The 21,682-nt window shown below is 33.8% G+C and carries 16 protein-coding genes; 10 read left to right on the top strand and 6 right to left on the bottom strand.

Annotated elements, in window-relative coordinates:
* The first annotated feature begins 74 nt into the window (after positions 1–74).
* Positions 75–6,311 (top strand): MG2 domain-containing protein, encoded by a 6,237-nt coding sequence (locus ACRHNM_RS10410; RefSeq protein ID WP_431136314.1) that lies wholly within the window; start codon positions 75–77, stop codon positions 6,309–6,311.
* 18 nt (positions 6,312–6,329) lie between these two features.
* On the opposite strand, the gene ACRHNM_RS10405 is transcribed toward ACRHNM_RS10410, so the two are convergent.
* From ACRHNM_RS10405 to ACRHNM_RS10385, 5 genes are all read right to left on the bottom strand, one after another.
* The gene (locus ACRHNM_RS10405; protein WP_431136313.1) at positions 6,330–7,052 is read right to left on the bottom strand and encodes an SDR family oxidoreductase; all 723 of its coding nucleotides are present in this window, start codon (positions 7,050–7,052) and stop codon (positions 6,330–6,332) included.
* A 78-nt stretch (positions 7,053–7,130) separates the two neighbouring features.
* Positions 7,131–7,658: a DUF4136 domain-containing protein gene (locus tag ACRHNM_RS10400; protein ID WP_431136311.1), complete on the bottom strand. Its 528-nt coding sequence runs from the start codon at positions 7,656–7,658 to the stop codon at positions 7,131–7,133.
* A 25-nt stretch (positions 7,659–7,683) separates the two neighbouring features.
* Positions 7,684–8,394 carry an ion transporter gene (locus ACRHNM_RS10395; RefSeq protein WP_431136309.1) on the bottom strand — a complete coding sequence of 237 codons (711 nt, stop codon included), beginning with the start codon at positions 8,392–8,394 and terminating at the stop codon, positions 7,684–7,686.
* Positions 8,395–8,574: 180 nt separating this feature from the next.
* Positions 8,575–9,573: a GTPase ObgE gene (gene obgE, locus ACRHNM_RS10390; protein ID WP_431136307.1), complete on the bottom strand. Its 999-nt coding sequence runs from the start codon at positions 9,571–9,573 to the stop codon at positions 8,575–8,577.
* A gap of 87 nt (positions 9,574–9,660) precedes the next feature.
* Positions 9,661–10,770: an adenylate kinase gene (locus tag ACRHNM_RS10385; RefSeq protein WP_431136305.1), complete on the bottom strand. Its 1,110-nt coding sequence runs from the start codon at positions 10,768–10,770 to the stop codon at positions 9,661–9,663.
* 143 nt (positions 10,771–10,913) lie between these two features.
* Here ACRHNM_RS10385 and ACRHNM_RS10380 point away from each other — a divergent pair, with 143 nt between their 5' ends.
* The 8 genes from ACRHNM_RS10380 to ACRHNM_RS10345 all read left to right on the top strand — a co-directional run bounded on the left by ACRHNM_RS10380 (position 10,914) and on the right by ACRHNM_RS10345 (position 17,746).
* On the top strand, positions 10,914–12,068 hold the full coding sequence (locus ACRHNM_RS10380) for a 5-(carboxyamino)imidazole ribonucleotide synthase (RefSeq protein ID WP_431136304.1): 1,155 nt from the start codon (positions 10,914–10,916) through the stop codon (positions 12,066–12,068).
* Between the two features lie 77 nt (positions 12,069–12,145).
* Entirely contained in the window at positions 12,146–12,628 is a 483-nt protein-coding gene (purE, locus tag ACRHNM_RS10375) for a 5-(carboxyamino)imidazole ribonucleotide mutase (RefSeq protein ID WP_431136302.1), read from the top strand.
* A gap of 216 nt (positions 12,629–12,844) precedes the next feature.
* Complete coding sequence (locus ACRHNM_RS10370) at positions 12,845–14,878, top strand: M3 family metallopeptidase (protein ID WP_431136300.1); 2,034 nt, start codon at positions 12,845–12,847, stop codon at positions 14,876–14,878.
* Between the two features lie 94 nt (positions 14,879–14,972).
* Positions 14,973–15,476 carry a GbsR/MarR family transcriptional regulator gene (locus ACRHNM_RS10365; protein ID WP_431136298.1) on the top strand — a complete coding sequence of 168 codons (504 nt, stop codon included), beginning with the start codon at positions 14,973–14,975 and terminating at the stop codon, positions 15,474–15,476.
* Positions 15,477–15,530: 54 nt separating this feature from the next.
* Entirely contained in the window at positions 15,531–15,956 is a 426-nt protein-coding gene (locus ACRHNM_RS10360; RefSeq protein WP_431136296.1) for a hypothetical protein, read from the top strand.
* 25 nt (positions 15,957–15,981) lie between these two features.
* Entirely contained in the window at positions 15,982–16,857 is an 876-nt protein-coding gene (locus tag ACRHNM_RS10355; RefSeq protein ID WP_431136294.1) for an SAM-dependent methyltransferase, read from the top strand.
* Positions 16,858–16,937: 80 nt separating this feature from the next.
* Positions 16,938–17,489, top strand: coding sequence for a sigma-70 family RNA polymerase sigma factor (locus ACRHNM_RS10350; protein ID WP_431136292.1), 552 nt, complete (start codon positions 16,938–16,940; stop codon positions 17,487–17,489).
* A gap of 2 nt (positions 17,490–17,491) precedes the next feature.
* Positions 17,492–17,746: a hypothetical protein gene (locus tag ACRHNM_RS10345; RefSeq protein WP_431136290.1), complete on the top strand. Its 255-nt coding sequence runs from the start codon at positions 17,492–17,494 to the stop codon at positions 17,744–17,746.
* Here the strand turns inward: ACRHNM_RS10345 and ACRHNM_RS10340 are convergent.
* Positions 17,726–18,559, bottom strand: a complete 834-nt coding sequence (locus ACRHNM_RS10340) for a hypothetical protein (protein ID WP_431136288.1) — start codon at positions 18,557–18,559, stop codon at positions 17,726–17,728. The genes ACRHNM_RS10345 and ACRHNM_RS10340 overlap by 21 nt on opposite strands.
* A 124-nt stretch (positions 18,560–18,683) precedes the next feature.
* Between ACRHNM_RS10340 and gcvP the strand changes: the two genes are divergently transcribed.
* Entirely contained in the window at positions 18,684–21,533 is a 2,850-nt protein-coding gene (gene gcvP, locus ACRHNM_RS10335) for an aminomethyl-transferring glycine dehydrogenase (protein ID WP_431136286.1), read from the top strand.
* Positions 21,534–21,682 lie beyond the last annotated feature (149 nt).

Below are 21,682 nucleotides of genomic sequence, written 5' to 3'. Positions count from 1 at the left end.
CGATTCATTGACTCATTTGTTATTTATTAGACGATCTTTTGAGGTTAAATTGCACGATAATTAAAAATGTATTTATGAAATTAATTACCAACATATTAATGATACTATGCTTTGCAAACTTCTCTGCTGCTCAATCTGATGATTTTGAAAAATTATGGAAAGATGTTTCAAAACACGAATCTGAAGGGTTACCAAAATCGGCTTTAAAAGTTCTTGAAACCATCTCTGAACTTGCTAAAACTGAAAACAACGCACCTCAGCAAATAAAAGCACTACTTCATAAAAGCAAATACATTTTAACACTGGAAGAAGATGCTCAACTCAAAATAGTTGAAGAGTTTAAATCTGAAATCTCCAAAAGCAAGACACCTACCAAAAGCATCCTTGAAAATATGTTAGCTACAATGTACTGGCAATATTTTCAACAACATCGCTATCAGTTTTATAATCGCACCAATACAACCGAAAAAGTAAATGACGACTTTAGAACTTGGGATTTAAAAACACTATTTACTGAAATTCAAACTTACTATCAGAGGTCTTTACAAAACGGACTTATACTCCAACAAACCAAACTTTCAGATTATAAAGACATTATTCATGAACAAGAACATTCAAAAGCATTTCGACCTACACTTTATGATTTACTAAGTCATAACGCACTTGAATTCTATAAAACCAGTGAAAATAGTATTAGTCAACCTGCCTATAGATTTGAAATTGACAATCCTAAACTTGTAGGATCTGCAAAAACGTTTGTTACCATAAATTTGAAATCTAAAGATTCAACTTCATTACAATTACAAGCGCTAAAAATTTATCAAGACTTAATTCAATTCCACTCAAAAAACGACAATCCTACTGCTCTGGTTGATGTTGATATTGAACGCTTAGCATTTGTTGCACAACATGCTATATTTGATAATAAAGAAGCGCTTTTACTAGACACATTACAATCCTCAAGTGACCAATGGTCATCGCAGGAATTTTCTGGCTTATACGATTTTCAAATTGCATTAATCTGGTATCAACAAGGTCAACGATATAATACATATACTAATCCCGATGTACGCTGGAAACTCAAAGATGCTTTAGAATTATGCAATGCTGTTATCAACCGCTTTCCGAAAAGTGTTGCCGCAAATAAATGTGAATCGCTTGAATCACAGATACTATCTAGTCATCTGGGTTTAACTGCTGAAGCTGTGATTCCTATTGACTCCTATTCAAAGTTTCTGGTGAACTATACCAATATCGATGCTTTAAATTTTAAAATTTATAAGGTTACGCTATCACAAAAAGAAGCTTTTGAAAAACTTTACAAACCTGAAGAAAGAATAAATTACCTTCAAAATAAATCCAGTCGTCTTGAATGGAAAGCAACCTTAAAAAACGAAGGTGATTATCAAAACCACGCTACAGAAGTTATTGTTCCTAAACTTGAAAATGGTCATTATATTATTCTTGCTAAAACCGATAAAAACATTACTATTTTTGCTACACAAACCCTTCAGGTTACCAATTTTGCTTTAATTGACAGATCAACTGGGAACCACATTGTCTATCAAATTGTTGATAGAACAAATGGAAAACCTATAGCTAATGTGGCTGCAACACTAAAATTTCAGAAAAATTACAATCAAGGCCATTACACAAATCATCTTACCTCTGACACACAAGGTGAACTTCGTTTAAAAAAGTCTTCTGACCGTTATTATAATTTAAGTGTGGCTTTAGAGAAAAATGATAAAACTGCTTATTTTGATGGTTATTATGCATATAAAGAACAGAATCAAAACAAAAATGGTGTAAACCATAATGCCTTTTTGTTCACAGACAGAAGCATTTACAGACCAGGACAAACCGTTTATTTTAAAGCTATTTTACTGGAACGTAAAAAAGGTAATTCTAAACCGGTTTCTGGAGAAAACGTATTTGCAACACTTCATAATGTCAATGGAGAAAAACTATCTGAACTGGATTTTGAATCGAATGATTATGGCTCAGTTACTGGTGAGTTTATCTTACCCAGTTCAGGTTTAAACGGTCAGCATTATATTGAAATTTATTCAACGGCTGGCAGTATCAGGCAGAACTTCTATTTTTCGGTAGAAGACTACAAACGACCAAAGTTTGAAACGAATTTTAAACCTATTACAGACACCTATAAAGTAAATGATTCTATCTTAGCAAAAGGAACTGCTATGGCTTATGCAGGAAGCAATATTACTGATGCAAAGGTTGTGTATCGCGTGGTAAGAAATGTGCAATATCCGCGTTGGTATTATTGGTACAGACCATGGTTTAGCAGTGAGCCACAAGAAATTTCTCATGGAGAAACCACCACAAATGATAAAGGTGAATTTGACATCAAATTTAAAGCCCTTCCAGATGAAAGTGTTGATAAAACATCATTACCTGTTTTTAATTATGAAATCACGGCTGATGTGACCGACCTCAATGGCGAAACACGAAGTGCAACAACCATTATTAATGTTGGCTATCATGCCTTAGATGCAACTATTTCGATTGCTCAACAATTAGACAAAACTAAAAAAGACCATACGCTTGCTATTTCTACTAAAAATCTAAATGGTGAGTTTGTTCCTGCGGAAGGCACTATCAAAATCTTTAAACTCAAAGCGCCTAATCGAGTCTTGAGACCACGACCTTGGACTGCTCCAGATTACCAAGTGATTCCTACTGAAGAGTTTAAAACCAAGTTTCCTCATGAAGCATATACCGACGAACAAAATTCAATCTATTGGGAAAAAGGAGAACTCGTTTTTGAAGATACATTTGACACAGAACACTCTAAGGAATTAGCTCTTGGAAACATCAAAAAATGGGATTCTGGTCAATATGTAATTCTTTTAGAAAGTAAAGATAAATTTGGTCAAACCGTTACAGATGAAACGAGAACCACTTTATTTAGCAATGCTGATAAAGCTTCAGCAGACCAACAACTATTTAACATTTCAACTCATAAAAATCAGTATGCTGTAGGTGATTTGGTAGAGTTAACTTTAGCTTCTGCCGCAGAAGACCTTACAGTAACTGTAAGCATTGAAAAAAATAAAGAGATGGTCAATACCTACATTGTTCATTTAAATAACGACAAAAAAACACTGAAGATTCTTGTGAATAAAGAAGACGTTGGTGGTTTTGCTATTCATTACAGTTATACCTTCAGCAATCATTTTTTTGGTAGCTCAATACACATTAATGTGCCTTATCCGGAGAGTGATTTACAAATTGAAACCAAAACCTTTAGAGATAAGCTTCAACCAGGAACAGACGAAACCTGGAGTTTCAAAATTAAAGGTCCGAAAGGCGAAAAAGTCACAGCCGAGCTATTAGCCAGCATGTACGATATGTCGCTTGATCAGTTTCAACCTCATGCATGGAGTTTCAATCCAATTCAAAAACCAACGTATTATCCAAGATACGGACTTAATGCAAGACGTAGTTTTCGTGTTAGCGGATTTAGAGTTCATAACCAACACACTAATTATCTAAACTATTACCAGCAACAATACGACCAATTCAACTGGTTTGGATTTTATTTTGGGAATAGATATAGAAACAGACTATACAAGAGTTTTGCTTCAGATGTTGAGATGGTTGAAGATGAGTCTGTACAGAACGTCCCAATGACTTCTATAGATCAACTTTTAGAAGGTCAAGCAGCTGGAGTAAATGTTAGCACTGGCTCTGGCCAACCAGGAAATGCTTCAACGATAATTATAAGAGGAAATAATTCTTTAAGTGGTGATGTAGAACCACTTTTTATAATAGATGGTGTTCCTGCTACTCAAGATTTATTTAGATCAATTGATGAAAATGATATCGTAAGCATGTCAACATTATCGGGTTCTGAAGCAATAGCAATTTATGGTAATAAAGGCGCAGGTGGTGTTATTATAATTACTACAAAATCCGGAAGTTTAAAATTAGAAACCATCCAAATTCGTAAAAACCTTCAGGAAACGGCATTTTTCTTCCCACAATTACAAACCGACAGCGAAGGTCATGTGAGTTTTAAGTTTACAACACCTGAAGCATTGACCAAATGGAAGCTACAATTATTAGCGCATACCAAAACCATGGAAAGTGCTGTAACAACTATAGAATCTGTGACGCAAAAAGAGTTGATGGTGATTCCAAATGCACCTCGTTTTTTACGTCAAGGCGATGTGGTTTCAATGCGTACTAAAATTGCAAATCTGACAGACCAAAAATTATCAGGTCAGGCTAAATTAATACTCACAGATGCCTTTTCTGGAGAAGACATCACAGAAGACCTTGTCAGGTCGAGCGCAGTCGAGACCTTTACTGTAGATGCTAAAGGCAACACTCAAACCTCTTGGACTTTAAAAATCCCTGAAGACTTACAAGCAGTTGAATATAAAATTCTTGCAATGGCTGGAGATTTTAGTGATGGCGAACAAAATCTACTTCCAGTTCTAACGAATAGAATGCTGGTTACTGAAACCTTACCCATGTGGATTAAGAGTAACGAATCAAGAACATTTACATTAGATAAGTTGAGAACAACGACCTCAGCAACATTAGAACATCATAAATTAACTTTAGAAATGACATCAAATCCTGCATGGTATGCTGTGCAAGCCTTACCTTATTTGATGGAATACCCTTATGACTGTAACGAACAGACCTTTAGTCGCTATTATGCAAATGCTTTAGCCAGTCATATAGCTAATAGTAATCCTAAAATTCAAGCGGTTTTTAACCAGTGGAAAAATGCAGATGTGCTGATTTCAAACTTAGAGAAAAATGAAGAATTAAAGTCCATTTTAATCCAAGAAACACCTTGGCTACGAGATGCGCAAAGCGAAACAGAGCAAAAGAAACGGATTGCATTATTATTTGATTTAAACAAAATGAATTACGAATTGGAGGCTGCAAAACGCAAACTTAAAACCAATCAAATGCCTAATGGTGCTTGGCCTTGGTTTAAAGGTGGACCAGAAAACCGTTACATCACGCAACACATCATTACTGGTTTTGCTCATCTTGAAAATTTAAAAGTAGAGGTTGGAGACCACTCTGTAAACGATATGTTAGACAAAGCTATTGCTTACTTAGATACTGAATTCGTCAAAGAGTACAACGACATCAGAAAATATAACTCAAACGCTGATTTATCGAAAGATCATTTAACGAATACACAGCTTCAGTATTTATATCTTAGAAGTTTTCTACCTGACACTGAAAAACCAAAAGAAGTTTCAGAGATTATGGATTACTATTATGGTCAGATTAAAACCTACTGGTTAAACAAATCCTTATACTCAAAAGGATTGATGACTTTAATTATGCACAGACAAAATGATCGTAAAACTGCTGGTAACATTTTAAAATCACTGGAAGAAAACAGCATTACTTCAGATGAATTAGGTATGTATTGGAAAGAAAATACAAGTTCCTGGTATTGGTATCAGTCACCAGTTGAAACGCAAGCTCTATTAATTGAAGCGTTTTCAGAAGTTCAACCAAATGATACTGAAACTGTAGACAACTTAAAAATCTGGTTGTTAAAGCACAAACAAACCAATCAATGGAAAACAACAAAAGCAACAACAGAAGCTGTTTATACATTGTTATTGCAAGGCAGTGACTGGTTAAGTGTGACAGATATGGTTGATGTTGTTATTGGTGGAAACGTAATTACACCTGCTAAATTAAAAGATGTTGAACTTGAAGCAGGAACTGGCTATTATAAAACTTCCTGGTCTGCTGAAGAGATCAATCCTTCGATGGCAACTGTTGAGCTCAATAAAAAAGGCAAAGGTATTGCCTGGGGAAGTTTATACTGGCAGTATTTTGAAGATTTAGATAAAATCACTTCTGCTGAAACACCCTTGAAATTGAAGAAAAAACTCTTTAAAAAGATTAATACAGATACTGGAGAACAGATGACTGAAATCACATCTGAAACGAAACTAAATGTTGGTGATCTGGTACGTGTGCGAATAGAATTAAGAAGTGATCGCAGCATGGAGTTTATTCATATGAAAGACATGAGAGCTTCAGGACTGGAACCTTTGAATGTGATGTCGCAATACAAATGGCAAGACGGATTAGGTTACTATGAAAGCACAAAAGATGCCTCTACCAACTTCTTTTTTGATTATTTACCAAAAGGCGTTTATGTATTTGAATATTATCTTCGAGTTAATAACGCTGGTGACATGAGTAATGGTATTACAACCATTCAAAGCATGTATGCACCAGAATTCAGCAGTCATAGTAAAGGTGACAGGATATCAGTTGATTTACAAAATTAATTTCTGATAACCTCGTTATTAACTTGGTGGCATTGTAGGTCGAACTTCAATTTTACTTGGCAAGGTTCTCGGATTCATTTGTAGTAAGTCAACGACCAATTTACCAATATCTTCTGCCTGGATTTTCCATGCTCCTTTGTCACTTGGTTCGTTGCCATTAAAATGTGTAGACACTGAACCTGGCATAATCGTGCTTACCTTAATGTCGTGTTGTCTTAAATCAAGCATCACAGCCTGAGTAAATCCTGTAACACCAAATTTACTAGCATTGTAAGCAGAACCTCCAGCAAAAAAATTAGCTCCTGCCAAACTTGAAATTGTAATGTAGTATCCTTTTGTTTTTTTAAGCTCATTAACACTTGCCTTAATAGAATTGAATACACCAGTAAGATTGGTATCAATCACATCGTTCCATTGCGTTGATGTTAGGTCTTCAATACTTCCAAAATGTCCTAAACCAGCATTAGCAATCACAACATCTAATTGACCAAATGAATCTATGGCTTGTTTCACTGCGTTTTCTTGACTTTCTAATTGGCGAACATCTGCTGCGACACCAACAACACGACCAACAGAATTGGTTTTAGTTCCTAATGTTTCAGCGGCTTCGTTTGCTGTTTTCCCATTACGACTGGTAATGACAACTTTTAATCCTTGATTTAATAAGGCTTCAGCAATACCATAGCCTATACCTCTCGTACCACCAGTAATGAGAGCTACTTTATTTTTGAGTCTTTCCATAATTGTTTCTTTGATTTACTCAAAATTACAAAACGATATACCTACGTTGAAGTTTAAAATGTTAGAAAAATGATAAAGTTAGTTTTTAGCTTCAGGAGGAAAACCTTGAATAACTTTAGTAACCACGGTTTTAAAAAGAGCTTCACGTTTTTCAGGAGAGGCATTCGGACTATAACTAGATTCTGAAACAGCCTGCCAGAATAATCCATTTTTATCTTCATCAACAAACTCAAATACGATTTGTCTGTTTAATTTATTTTGACCTACTGGAATTCCGAGAGAGATACCTCCTCCTATATTTCCTCCTGTTCCACCTAATCCAACTCCAACATTATTACGAGGTGTTTCCTGGTATTCGCTACTTTGTATATCTATAAAAAAATCTGGAGTTTCTGATAGCAAATAACCTTTAGCTTCTAAAACTTCATCTAAAGCATCTAACAATCGTTTCGTATCTAATTCACTCATTCCTGTATTCAAATTAGCATAATAATTGTAAGTCTTATATGCTTTGAAGTCTGTTGTTTTCTCATAATCATAATTCACACGAACTGGTGCACAAGAGAAGATGATTACAAACATTACTAAAAATGTGACGTATTTCATGCTTTTTATTTTAAAGGTAATAAAATTATTCTGTTTCTTTCTTATCAACCGACTTTGTTAAGGCTGAAGAAATAATTCCAGTTGGAATAGCAACAATTCCCAAACCAATCATCAAAATAAAAAAGGTGAAGACTTTTCCGCCAACTGTAATTGGATAGACATCACCATAACCCACTGTTGTCAAGGTAATAATTGCCCACCAAAGGCTATCAAAAATTGAGGTAAAATGCTCTGGTTGTGCTTCATTTTCAAAATAATAAATCCCAACTGCAGAAAAATAAATAAGAATAAGTGTGATAAACACAAAGAGCAGAATCTCTTCTTTAGCCGATTTTATAGCACGTGTAAAATGGCTCATGGCTTTGTTGTAGCGCACCAATTTTAAGATTCTGAATAATCTTAAAAAACGTAACGCTCTTAAAGAACGTAAATCTATTCCGAAGGATAAATAAAATGGTAGAATAGCTAAGAAATCGATGATTCCAAAAAAACTAAATATGAATTTAGGTTTGCTATCAGCTACATAAATTCTGAGCACATATTCAATTGTAAATACAATTACACAGAATACTTCCACAACGTAAAGTATGGTTTTTGTTGATGGTTTAAGATTGGGAATGGTTTCTACTGAAAATGTAACAATAGACACTAAAATTAAAGCCTGAATAAAAAAAGCGAAATAGCGACTAGTTGGATTATCGTTAATTTCTACGATGCTTTTAATTTTTTCTTTCATTAAAACCGTTCTTGTGGAATCAAATTTACACTTTAGAATTAAAAAAACCAATACTTCAAAAACCAGTTCTATAATTATAAAAGTTTTATCGATTTTTGCGTTAAGGATTGCAGAGAAAATCCTTTTTTGCAAAAAAAGATTGCAACGAAAAGCCTGACCCTTTAGGGTAACGCCCAAAAATTAATCATTAAGCATTTTCCAGAGTTTATCTTTTAACTGCGTAATGCCCTTTTGTGCTACAGAAGAGATAAACATATATTCGATAGGCAAAGTTTTATCTAATTCCACCTTCATTTCTGCTTGAAGTTCTTCATCGAGCATGTCACTTTTTGAAATGGCAATCATGCGTTCCTTATCCAGCATTTCAGGATTGTAACGTTTAAGCTCATCTAATAAAATATCGTATTGTTTCCTGATATCTTTAGCATCTGCAGGAATTAAAAACAGTAAAATAGAATTGCGCTCGATATGACGTAAAAAGTAGTGACCAAGCCCTTTTCCTTCGGCAGCACCTTCAATAATTCCAGGAATATCTGCCATGACAAAGGTTTGAAAATCACGATATTCTACAATACCTAAGTTTGGCTTAAGCGTTGTAAACTCATAATCTGCAATTTTAGGTTTAGCAGCACTCACAACAGATAGCAAGGTCGATTTTCCAGCATTTGGAAATCCAACCAGACCAACATCAGCTAAAACTTTAAGTTCAAGAGTTATATGTTTTTCTTCCAGAGGTTCTCCTGGTTGTGCATAACGTGGTGTTTGATTGGTAGAACTTTTAAAATGCCAGTTTCCCAGTCCGCCACGTCCTCCTTTAGCTACAATCTGTTCTTCGTTATTATCTGTGATTTCAAAAAGGACGTCATCGGTTTCAGTATCTTTTACAACCGTTCCTAAGGGCACATCGAGATAGACATCTTCGCCATCAGCTCCTGTACTTCTACTTTTGCTTCCATGTTCACCATGACCAGCTCTGGCGTGTCGTTTAAATTTAAGGTGTAACAGGGTCCAAAGGTTTTCATTACCACGAATAATAATATGACCTCCTCGTCCACCATCTCCACCATCTGGACCACCTTTTTCAATATATTTTTCGCGATGCAAATGCGCAGAACCTTGTCCGCCTTTACCAGAAGACACGTGCATTTTCACGTAATCGACAAAATTTCCTTCAGTCATGTTGTTTGTTAATTTGTTAAGTTATGGAGTTGTTTTAGTTGATGAAGATTCATTACAACCTAAACAACAAACGAATAAACGCCTTAACTATAGATTATCGATTACCTTGTTTAGCCGCTCAGTGATTTCACTGATACTTCCGACGCCATCCACACCGAAATATTTATCTTGTGCTGAGTAATAGTCTTTTAGAACAGCTGTTTTTTTATAGTATTCTGTAATTCTGTTTCTGATGACAGTTTCGTTAGCATCGTCTTTTCTGCCACTTGTTTTTCCTCGTTCTAGTAATCGTCCGACTAAAACTTCATCATCAACTTCTAAAGCAATCATCGCATTAATCTGAGAGTCTTTAGAATCCATTAAGTTATCGAGTGCTTCGGCTTGTGCATTTGTTCTGGGAAAACCGTCAAAAATAAAGCCTTTTGCATCAGCATTTTTTTCTACTTCAGCGTTTAGCATATCAATAGTGACTTGATCTGGAACCAGTTCTCCTTTATCCATAAAAGACTTAGCAAGCATTCCTAAAGCCGTTTCATTTTTTATATTAAATCGAAACACATCTCCTGTAGAAATGTGAACTAAATTGTATTTCTCTTTTAAAAATTCTGCTTGTGTTCCTTTACCTGCACCTGGAGGTCCAAATAGCACTAAATTGGTCATGTGTTGTGTTGTTTTTAATTGATATATTTCGGGCAGATCTCGTCCTAAGCCATTATAATCCAATCCATAACCTACTATGAATTTATTTGGTATTTCGAGACCTACATAATGTAATTTAAAATCTTTTTTATAAGCTTCAGGTTTATAAAACAATGTCGCAATTTTGAGTTCATCTACATTTTCATTTTTAAAGATACGATGCACTTCTTCCAATGTGTTTCCAGAATCTATAATATCTTCAAGGATGACAACTTTTCTCCCAGACAAGTCTTGAGTTAAGCCGATTAGTCTCTGGATATCTTCAGAAGATTTTATACCTTCATAAGATGCCAACTTGATAAAGGTCACTTCGCATGGTTTTGGATATTTTTTCACAAAATCACTCACAAACATGAATGAACCATTTAAAATGCCAACAAACACAGGTACTACATCTTGAAGATCATGAGCAATTTTATCAACCATTTTCTGTACTGCAGCATCTATTTTTTCTTCAGAAATAAAAGGTTTAAAATATAAATCGTTGAGCTTAATCACTTGTTTTGGTTTTAAAAAAAACAAAGATAATCAATAGATTGTCGATTACCGATTTTTTGAATTCCATTTTTGCAATAGCTTTCTATTTTATAATGTATTTTTGTAATTCAAAATTGAAATTTACGTTTTTACTTAAATTAATTATGAACTATTTTTCTTCAAATTTTAAACTCGGTATTCTTGGTGGTGGTCAGTTAGGTAAAATGATGCTTTACACGACAAGAAAATTTGACATTACGACTTATGTAATGGATGCTAGTGCTGATGCGCCTTGTAAAATTGCTTGTGATACATTTATTAAGGGTGATTTAATGAATTATGATGATGTCTATAACTTTGGAAAACAAGTCGATGTTTTAACTTTTGAAATTGAAAATGTAAACGTTGATGCACTTGAAGCTCTAGAAAAAAAAGGTAAAAAAGTATATCCATCATCAAAAACATTACGAACCATTCAGAATAAAGCAACTCAAAAATTATTTTACAGAGATCATCAAATTCCAACTTCAGAATTTACAAGATTTGCTTACCTGTCTGAAATAGAGGATGCTGTTGATAATGGTGGATTAGAATTTCCGTTTGTATGGAAAGCAGCTCAATTTGGCTATGATGGTAATGGTGTAAAAGTAGTGAGACAACTTTCTGATTTAGATAATTTACCAAAAGGAGAATGTATTGCTGAAGATTTAATCCCTTTTAAACATGAGTTAGCGGTTATCGTCGCAAGGAATGAAACTGGTGACATTAAAACCTATCCTGTTGTTGAAATGGAATTTCATCCAGAAGCGAATCAGGTAGAATACGTGATTTGTCCGGCTCGAATAGATGATACTGTAGCAAATAAAGCGACAGATATTGCTTTAAAGGTTTCACAAGCATTTAATCATGTTGGATTATTAGCTGTTGAAATGTTTCAAACACAAGATGATAAAATTTTAGTTAATGAAGTTGCTCCAAGACCACATAACTCAGGTCATCAAACTATTGAAGCCAGTTACACATCTCAATTTGAACAGCATATTCGTGCCATTTTAAATTTACCGTTAGGTCAAACCCAAAGTAAAGTTGGAGGCATCATGGTCAACCTTGTTGGCGCTGAAGGTTATACTGGAGATGTGGTTTACGAACACTTAGAAGATATCATGAAACTGGATGGTGTGACACCTCACATTTATGGAAAAAAGCAAACGAGACCTTTTCGTAAAATGGGACATGTAACCATTGTTAATAAAGATTTAAATAAAGCAAGACAGACTGCTGAAGTTGTAAAAAATACTATAAAAGTTATAAGTAAATAATGTCAGTTTGAGCGAATTCGGTACTTATTAATATAAAATAATCTCTCGACTGTTCTCGAGGCAAAAAAATTAAGTTTATGCAAAAAGTAGCAATTATTATGGGAAGCAAAAGTGATCTTCCGGTTATGCAAGATGCTATTGATATTTTAAAAGAATTCAAAATAGAGGTGGAAGTTGATATCGTTTCTGCACATAGAACTCCAGAAAAACTATTCGATTTCAGCAAAAACGCACATAAAAGAGGAATTAATGTTATCATTGCTGGTGCTGGAGGTGCTGCACATTTACCAGGAATGGTGGCTTCATTATCGCCTTTACCAGTTATTGGTGTTCCTGTTAAAAGCAGTAACTCTATAGATGGCTGGGATTCGGTTCTATCTATTTTACAGATGCCTGGAGGAGTTCCTGTTGCAACAGTTGCTTTAAATGGCGCAAAAAACGCTGGTATACTTGCAGCTCAAATTATTGGAGCTTCAGACAAAACAGTTCTAAATACAATAATAGATTACAAAGAAAGTTTAAAAACAAAAGTGATTGCATCTTCTAAAGATTTATCATAAAAAAACCTCGTGTATAAACGAGGTTTTAGAGCTATTAATCAATTATTTGTATAGAGTTGGTTAACTCCTTTTAAAATAATAAAGACAAAACTAAAATATATTTTATCATATTTTCATAAAGTTATGATAATTAATAAACAAAGTAATTCACAATTTGCATTTTCGTAAGATAATTACCACTAATTAAGTATTTATTCTAAAAATTCACCAAACTAAATGACAATTTTAAACACTTCTTTTGACACCTTATACCAAACTGCTCCTTTTTCAAAAATTAAAGATGAAGATTATTTACCTGCTTTTTTACATGCAATTAAAGAAGCTAAAGCAGAAATTGACTCCATCACCAATAACTCTGAACCACCAACTTTTGAAAATACCATTGAAGCTTTAGATTTTTCTGGTGAACAATTAGATCGGATTTCTAGTATTTTTTTTAATCTCAACAGTGCAGAAACAAATGACACCATTCAAAAGATTGCTCAAGAAGTCTCTCCACTTCTCTCAGAGTTTAGTAATGATATTACTTTAAACGAAACCCTTTTTAAACGTGTCAAAGCGATATATGACAGTAAAGAGAATTTAGATTTAAACACTGAACAAAAGACACTTCTCGATAAAAAATACAAAGGATTTTCCAGAAATGGAGCAAACCTGCCCGAAGATAAAAAATCACGTCTTCGTGAAATTGACAAAAAATTAAGTCAGCTAAAACTCAAGTTTGGTGAAAATGTACTAGCTGAAACGAATGCTTACGAACTTCATACAACTAATGAAGATGATTTAGCTGGATTGCCTGAAGGCGCAAAAGAAGCGGCTCAACAATTAGCCGAAGCTAAAGGTAAAGACGGTTGGCTAATCACTTTGGATTATCCGAGTTATATTCCATTTATGACTTATGCCGACAATCGTGAACTCAGAAAACAATTAGCAATTGCTTCAGGAGCTAAAGCTTTTAAAGGTGACACTTATGACAACCAAAAGAATGTTTTACAAATTGCCAATTTAAGACATGAACGTGCTAATCTTTTAGGTTATAAAACACATGCCCATTTTGTATTGGAAGAGCGAATGGCTAAAACACCAGAAAAAGTCGAACATTTTTTGAATGAACTTTTAGAAAAAGCAAAACCTGCTGCTGAACGTGAATTTAAAAATTTAGACGCGTTTGCTAAAGATATAGATGGCATTGATATTCTTCAGAAATGGGATGGTTCATATTATTCTGAAAAATTAAAGCAAAAATTATTCAGTTTAGATGACGAACAATTAAAACCTTATTTCAAATTAGAACATGTAATTGATGGTGCATTTACAATTGCCGAACGTTTGTATGATTTAAAATTTGAAGAAATTAACACGATTGACAAGTATCATCAGGACGTTTTAACCTATAAAGTCACAGACACAAAAGGAAATTTAATATCTATTTTTTATGCTGATTTTTTTCCGAGACCAGGAAAACGAAATGGTGCATGGATGACCGTCTATAAACCACAATACATTAAGAATAACGAAAATAGCAGACCTCATATTTCTATTGTTTGTAATTTTACGAAGCCAACAAAAAGTAAACCTTCGCTGCTTACTTTTAATGAAGTAACAACATTGTTTCATGAATTTGGACATGCACTTCATGGTATGCTTGCCAATACAACCTATCCAAGTTTATCAGGCACAAGTGTATTTTGGGATTTTGTAGAATTGCCAAGCCAGGTATTAGAGAACTGGTGTTATGAAAAAGAAGCCTTAGAATTATTTGCTACGCATTATGAAACTGGAGAAGTTCTTCCTATGGAATTAATTGAAAAAATAAAAGCTTCAGCAACCTTCCAAGAAGGAATGCAAACATTGAGACAAATTAGTTTCGGATTATTAGACATGGCATGGCATGGACAAGATCCAAGTTCGATTACGTCTGTAAAACAGCATGAAAACGAAGCTTTTGAAAACACCAAACTTTATCCTGATGTTACTGAAAATTGCATGAGTACATCATTTTCTCATATTTTTCAAGGCGGTTACAGTTCTGGATATTACAGTTATAAATGGGCCGAAGTTTTAGACGCAGATGCTTTCGAATACTTTTTAGAGAAAGGTGTCTTTAATAAAGACGTAGCTAAGAAGTTTAAAGATCATGTATTGTCTCAAGGAGGCATTGAAGATCCAATGATTTTATACAAACGTTTCAGAGGAAAAGAACCTCGTCCTGACGCTTTGCTAAAACGTGCTGGATTGATAAAGAAATAAATGTAGACGGAATCTAATCTTCTAAACTTATAACGTACAAAATAAACTTTCAATAATTATTGAAAGTTTAAAATGTTTTATATATATTTGTCTTATGAATTACGAAGACGCTAAAATAAAATTTGTAAGTACCTGGGGAAGTTTGGGTTCGCTTTGGGGAATAAATAAGGCTATGGCTCAGATTCAAGCTTTGCTTTTTATTTCTACACAACCATTATCTATGGAAGATATTATGGCAGAACTTCAAATATCTCGCGGAAATACTAGCATGAATTTGCGTCAGCTAATGGATTGGGGAATTGTAACCAAAGAATTAATTCCTGGTGAACGCAAAGACTATTTTACAACTGAAAAAGATGTACAAGAACTCACAAGAATTATCGCAAAAGAACGCAGCAGAAGAGAAATTCAACCAGTCATAAAGGTATTAAACGATGTATCATCAATTAAAGATGATGGTACCGAAAAAACGAAAGAACTCATAAAACAAACTAAGGCATTGCATGATTTAACATTAAATGCAGATACAATGATTAACAAATTAGTCAGTCAAAAACAAAACTGGATTACAAAATCTTTAATCAAACTCATCAAATAAAAAAATTTAAATCATACTTTCAATTTTTTCTGAAAGTTTAAAACTTATAAAATTATGAATATTCAAATTCCAAACTGGCTAATCATTATAGGAGGATGCGGCCAAATTTTCACCGCTCTTATTTATCCATATATCAGACATCAAGTATTTGATTGGTATCATGACGTAAAACAATTAAAACCTTTAAATCAGGAAATTGCCAAAACCTATGGCAGATACATTCAAGGTTTAAACTTTTCATTTGGATTAATCTCTATTGTGTTACCAAACGATTTAAAAAACGAATCACATTTAGCAATTGCAATAACAGGATTGATTGCTGCGTATTGGGTTGGAAAAGTTGCTACTCAAATTGCATATTATCCTATGTATGACATTCCAAAAAAGAAAATATTCAAAATAGGTAGCTATGGCATGAATACTCTTTTTGTTTTGTTTGCTGTCGTATACACTTTAGTATTCATCAATAATACTTTTTAAAACGAAACATTATAAAATTATAATTATGAAATCAATTAACATATCACATTTAAATCAACAAGACTTCAACAACATAGAAATGATTGATTTCTATAATGAAGCTACAGAAGACTACAAGTTCTGGAGTAAAGATTACAACATGCATTTTGGATATTTCAGGCTGTTTAAGACCAATCTCTTTAAAAGAGATTCAATGCTTAATGAAATGAATAATCAAGTCATGAAGCGTTTAAAAATTAATTCAAAAAAACACCGATTAATAGATTTAGGTTGTGGCATGGGAGCAACAATGCGTTATGCCCTAAACGAATTTAAACACCTAATTGCCTACGGAGTGACTGTTTCTGAATTTCAGCTCAAACAAGGTAACGAATTACTGAAAGGAAAAAATGGTATAATCGTAAAAGAGAATTATAACGAAACTTCGTTTACCTCTGATTCATTTGATAGTGCTGTAGCTATTGAAAGCTTTTGCCATTCTGGTCATGATATAAAATCAATACAGGAAGCGTTTAGAATTTTAAAACCTAAAGGCAAATTAGTCATTGCAGATGCATTCCTAAAAAAAGAAGTTTCTCAGTTATGTCCAGGAAGTCATTTTGCCTACAAAAGACTATGCAACCATTGGAGTTTAGATAAACTAGAACACATAGACCACTACAAGCAGAAACTACTACAAACTGGATTTTCGAACGTAAAAACAGAAAACATCTCATTTAGAGTTGCACCATCTGTATTTCATGTTCCATTTGCCATAATCGGATTTGCATTAAAGACATTATGGAGAAATACTTCTTTAAAAAGAGAGAGTTTGCATAACCTTAAAGGATCATTTTATGCTCTACTTTCAGGATTACATATGAAAAGTTTTGGCTATTATATTATTACCGCTACGAAATAACCATCCTTACAGAATTTAAGAAGCATTCAAATATGTCGCAATTTTAGCTTATTTTTGAAATAAAAACTTCAGAAAAAGATATGCCTAAACATGTTATAGATCCCAATCAGTGGATAAATCTTTATTCCGATTATCTCTTTAATTATACCATTTCACGTGTAAATGATAGGGAAATTGCTAAAGATTTAATTCAGGACACGTTTGTTGCTGGTTTAAAATCTATGAAGAACTTTAAAGGTGAAGCGAGTGAACGCACCTGGCTGATTTCTATTTTGAAACGAAAAATAATTGATTACTATCGTAAGATTAATTCCAAAAAAGGTAAAGCTGAAGTTAGAATGAGTTATCATTCTGATGATAGTGAAGGAGACTGGCTTGAAGAACGTGTAGCAGATCCTTTTGATAAAACTGCTGAAGACACTATTGAAAACACCGAATTAGGTAGAGCTATTGAAAACTGCTTAGGGAAACTACCCGAAAAACAAGCCCAAGTTTTCGAAATGAAAACAATTTTAAACTACGAAACAGAAGCCATTTGTAATGAATTAAATATTACTGCGTCTAACCTATGGGTAATTATCCATAGAGCCAGAGTAGCTATGGCAAGCTGTCTTGAAAAAAATTGGTTTTAACTATGAGTTATAAAATTATAATTCCTTGTAATGAAGCAAATCATGTTTGTGATAAAACACAATACAAGGAAGCTAGCCTTTGGGAAAAAATAAAATTAAACATTCATTTAATTTATTGCATTGCTTGCAGAAAATACACAAAGAATAATTCAAAACTCACAAAATTGGTAACTAAAGAACCTGTGGTTATGGATGTCAAAGCAAAAGCAAGCTTAAAATCTGCTTTTGAACAAGAATTAGCTAAACACCAACATTAACATTAGCCACCAGACTGGCAAACTTTCTACCCAAAATGCACTATAGTATTTTCCTTGTTGCTGACTTGAATATTTTAAAAACATTAGTGTTACAAACACAATTCCTGTCAAAGATAGGACGTGACTTAAATTGATGTTATCCTTAAAATATTCTAAAATCAATAACAATAGTGACAGGAATAATCCAGCGACTTTTGTTTGCCTCACTCCTATGCGTTGTGGAATTGTTGATAATTTTAAACTGTCATAATTTAAATCTCTAATTTCGAATGGCAACATCAATACCACAACAAAAATAAAACGCTGAGTTCCACTAATAATAATGTCGTCATGTATTTCAAGCTCATTATTGATTAAAGGTAAAAACACTGTAACTCCAGACCAAACAAATGCAATAATGTATATTTTTAGTCCGCTAATACTTCGCAATTTTTTCTTTTGATCTATAAAAAAGCGACTAGGCAATAAAGGAATCGCATATAAAAACGTCACCATTCCAAAAACGGAAATTGCAATTAGAGAACTCGTGTTTAATCGTAAGGCAAAAACACACATACATACAAAGCAAATTAACGAAAACACCTGAATAAATTTTAGCTTACTTGACAAACTTCTATGATGAAATTTTGCCAATCCAAAATACTTGACAAAATTATACCCAGTTACAGAAGCAAACCAGATAAATCCCAATAAATTTAAATCTATGGAAACATCAAATTCCAGACAGGTAATACATGTGAGTGCTACTACAGCCAAAGCCACATGAATACTACTATTGATATAAAAATCAAACACTGTTTTTAATGCACGCATAACACAAAAATAGCTAAACTGTTAATAACCGAATCAAATGGTTGAAAAGTTTCATTTTCGTTAACGATTAAAGGTCAATAATTGCTTAATTTTGCAAAAAAATTTAATTCAATTTAAACAGTAAATGAATACAGCAGATTTTTCACTTCGTCACATTGGTCCAAGAGAAGCGGATCAAAAACAGATGCTACAAACGATTGGTGTAGACTCTTTGGAGCAATTAATCCATGAAACCATTCCTGATGGTATTCGTTTAAAATCAGATTTAGATTTAGACGAACCAATGAGCGAGCAAGAATATTTGCTTCATATTTATAATCTTTCAAAGAAAAATAAAGTATTCAACACTTATATTGGTATAGGATATCATCCAACCATCATGCCTGCTGTTATTCAACGTAATATTTTAGAAAATCCAGGTTGGTATACAGCTTACACACCTTATCAGGCTGAAATTGCACAAGGTCGTTTAGAGGCTTTACTGAATTTCCAAACCATGGTTACTGATTTAACTGGAATGGAATTAGCAAATGCATCTCTTTTAGATGAAAGTACTGCAGCAGCTGAAGCTATGAGTTTGCTGTTTGCTGTAAGAGAAAGAGATCAGAAGAAAGCTGGTATAAATAAATTTTTTGTTTCTGAAGATGTTCTTCCTCAGACCCTATCATTACTACAAACAAGAGCTACTCCTATTGGTATTGAACTGGTTGTTGGAAAAGAAGAAGAATTTGATTTTTCTGAAGATTTTTTCGCTGCTATTTTACAATATCCAGGAAAATATGGCCAGGTCACTGATATCAAATCTTTTATTGAAAAAGCAAACGCTTCTCATATAAAAGTAGCTGTTGCAGCAGATATCATGAGTTTAATTAAACTTGAAGCTCCAGGTAAATTTGGTGCAGATGTTGTGGTTGGTACAACACAACGTTTTGGAATTCCTATGGGTTATGGTGGACCACATGCTGCTTATTTTGCCACAAAAGATGCTTATAAAAGAGATATTCCTGGTCGTATTATTGGTGTCACCAAAGATGCAAACGGAAACAGAGCTCTACGCATGGCTTTACAAACGCGTGAGCAACACATCAAACGTGACAAAGCAACATCTAACATTTGTACTGCCCAGGTACTACTGGCTGTAATGGCTGGTATGTACAGTGTTTATCATGGACCAAAAGGTTTAGAATTTATTGCAAATAACATTCATAATAAGACAGTCGCATTATCAAATGCAATTCAAAAATTAGGATTTGATCAAACTAACACTTCTTTTTTTGATACACTTCACATCAAAGCTGATGCTAAACTCATTAAAACTGAAGCTGAAAGTAAAAAAATGAACTTCTACTATCCTAGTGATAAAGAAGTTGTTATATCAATAAATGAACCTACAACGCTTCAACAACTCAATACAATAGTTTCTGTTTTTGCTAAAGCAGCAACCAAAGAAACTATTGAAATAACTGAAGTTTCTGAAGAAAATAAAATCAACAGTCAACTTAAACGTCAATCTACATTTTTAGAAGAGCCTGTCTTTAATTCCTATCATTCTGAAACTGAATTAATGCGTTATATCAAATATTTAGAGCGCAAGGATTTAGCATTAAATCATTCGATGATTTCATTAGGTTCATGCACTATGAAACTTAATGCTGCATCTGAAATGTTACCTTTAAGCTGGTTTAAATGGGGAAAAATACACCCATTTGTACCTCTAGAGCAAGCTAAAGGTTATCAGATTGTTTTAAAGGCGTTAGAAGATCAACTTACAGAAATTACAGGTTTTGCAGGCACTTCGTTACAACCTAATTCTGGAGCACAAGGTGAGTTTGCTGGATTAATGGTGATACGTGCTTATCACGAATCCAGAGGTGATCATCACAGAAATATTTGTATCATTCCATCGTCTGCTCACGGAACAAATCCAGCAAGTGCTGTTATGGCAGGAATGAAAGTAATTGTTACTAAATCTACCGAAAAAGGAAATATTGATGTTGATGATTTAAGAGAAAAAGCAGAATTACACAAAGATAATCTTGCAGCTCTAATGGTAACTTACCCTTCAACACATGGTGTTTATGAAGCTTCAATAAGAGATATCACTAAAATTATTCACGATAATGGTGGTCAGGTTTATATGGATGGAGCAAACATGAATGCACAAGTAGGATTAACAAATCCTGGAAATATTGGCGCAGATGTTTGTCACCTTAATTTACATAAAACATTTGCCATTCCTCATGGTGGTGGTGGACCAGGTGTTGGACCTATTTGCGTTGCGAAACAGTTAGTTCCATTTTTACCTAGTAATCCACTGATTAAAACTGGAGGAGAACAAGCTATCTCTGCAATTTCAGCAGCTCCTTTCGGATCTTCTTTAGCTTGTTTAATATCTTATGGATATATCAAAATGTTAGGTGCATCTGGATTGAAACGTTCCACAGAAATTGCAATTCTCAATGCCAATTATATTAAAAAACGTTTGAAAGGTGCTTATGAAACCTTGTATTCTGGAGAACTTGGACGTGCTGCGCATGAAATGATTATCGACTGTAGACCTTTTAAAGCAAATGGTATCGAAGTTGTTGATATTGCAAAACGTTTGATGGACTATGGATTTCATGCTCCAACCGTATCATTCCCTGTTACAGGAACTATGATGATTGAACCTACAGAAAGTGAAAGCAAACAAGAAATGGATCGTTTTTGCGACGCTATGATTTCTATACGACATGAAATTGATAACGTGTCTAAAGATGACACTAACAACGTACTAAAAAATGCTCCTCATACTATGAGTATGATAACTGATGACGAATGGTTACTTCCTTATACTCGTCAGCAAGCAGCTTTTCCACTGGATTACGTTAGAGATAATAAGTTCTGGCCTAGTGTTCGTCGTGTTGATGATGCCTATGGAGACAGAAATTTAATTTGTACCTGTGCTCCTATTGAAGAATATATGGAAGCTTAAATTCATTTGTGTGGTTCTAAAATCGCATAAAAGAGTGGTGCTTTTTAAATTGTATATAATTTACAGCTTGTTTTTATATGAATTTGGTAAAAATGATAACTTATTAGTTTCAGTTTAGACTTAAAACATTAATAATTGCTACTTTAGTA

The organism is Psychroserpens mesophilus (assembly GCF_050617655.1).
GTDB lineage: Bacteria > Bacteroidota > Bacteroidia > Flavobacteriales > Flavobacteriaceae > Psychroserpens > Psychroserpens mesophilus_A.
This window is presented reverse-complemented; position numbering and strand designations above follow the sequence as displayed.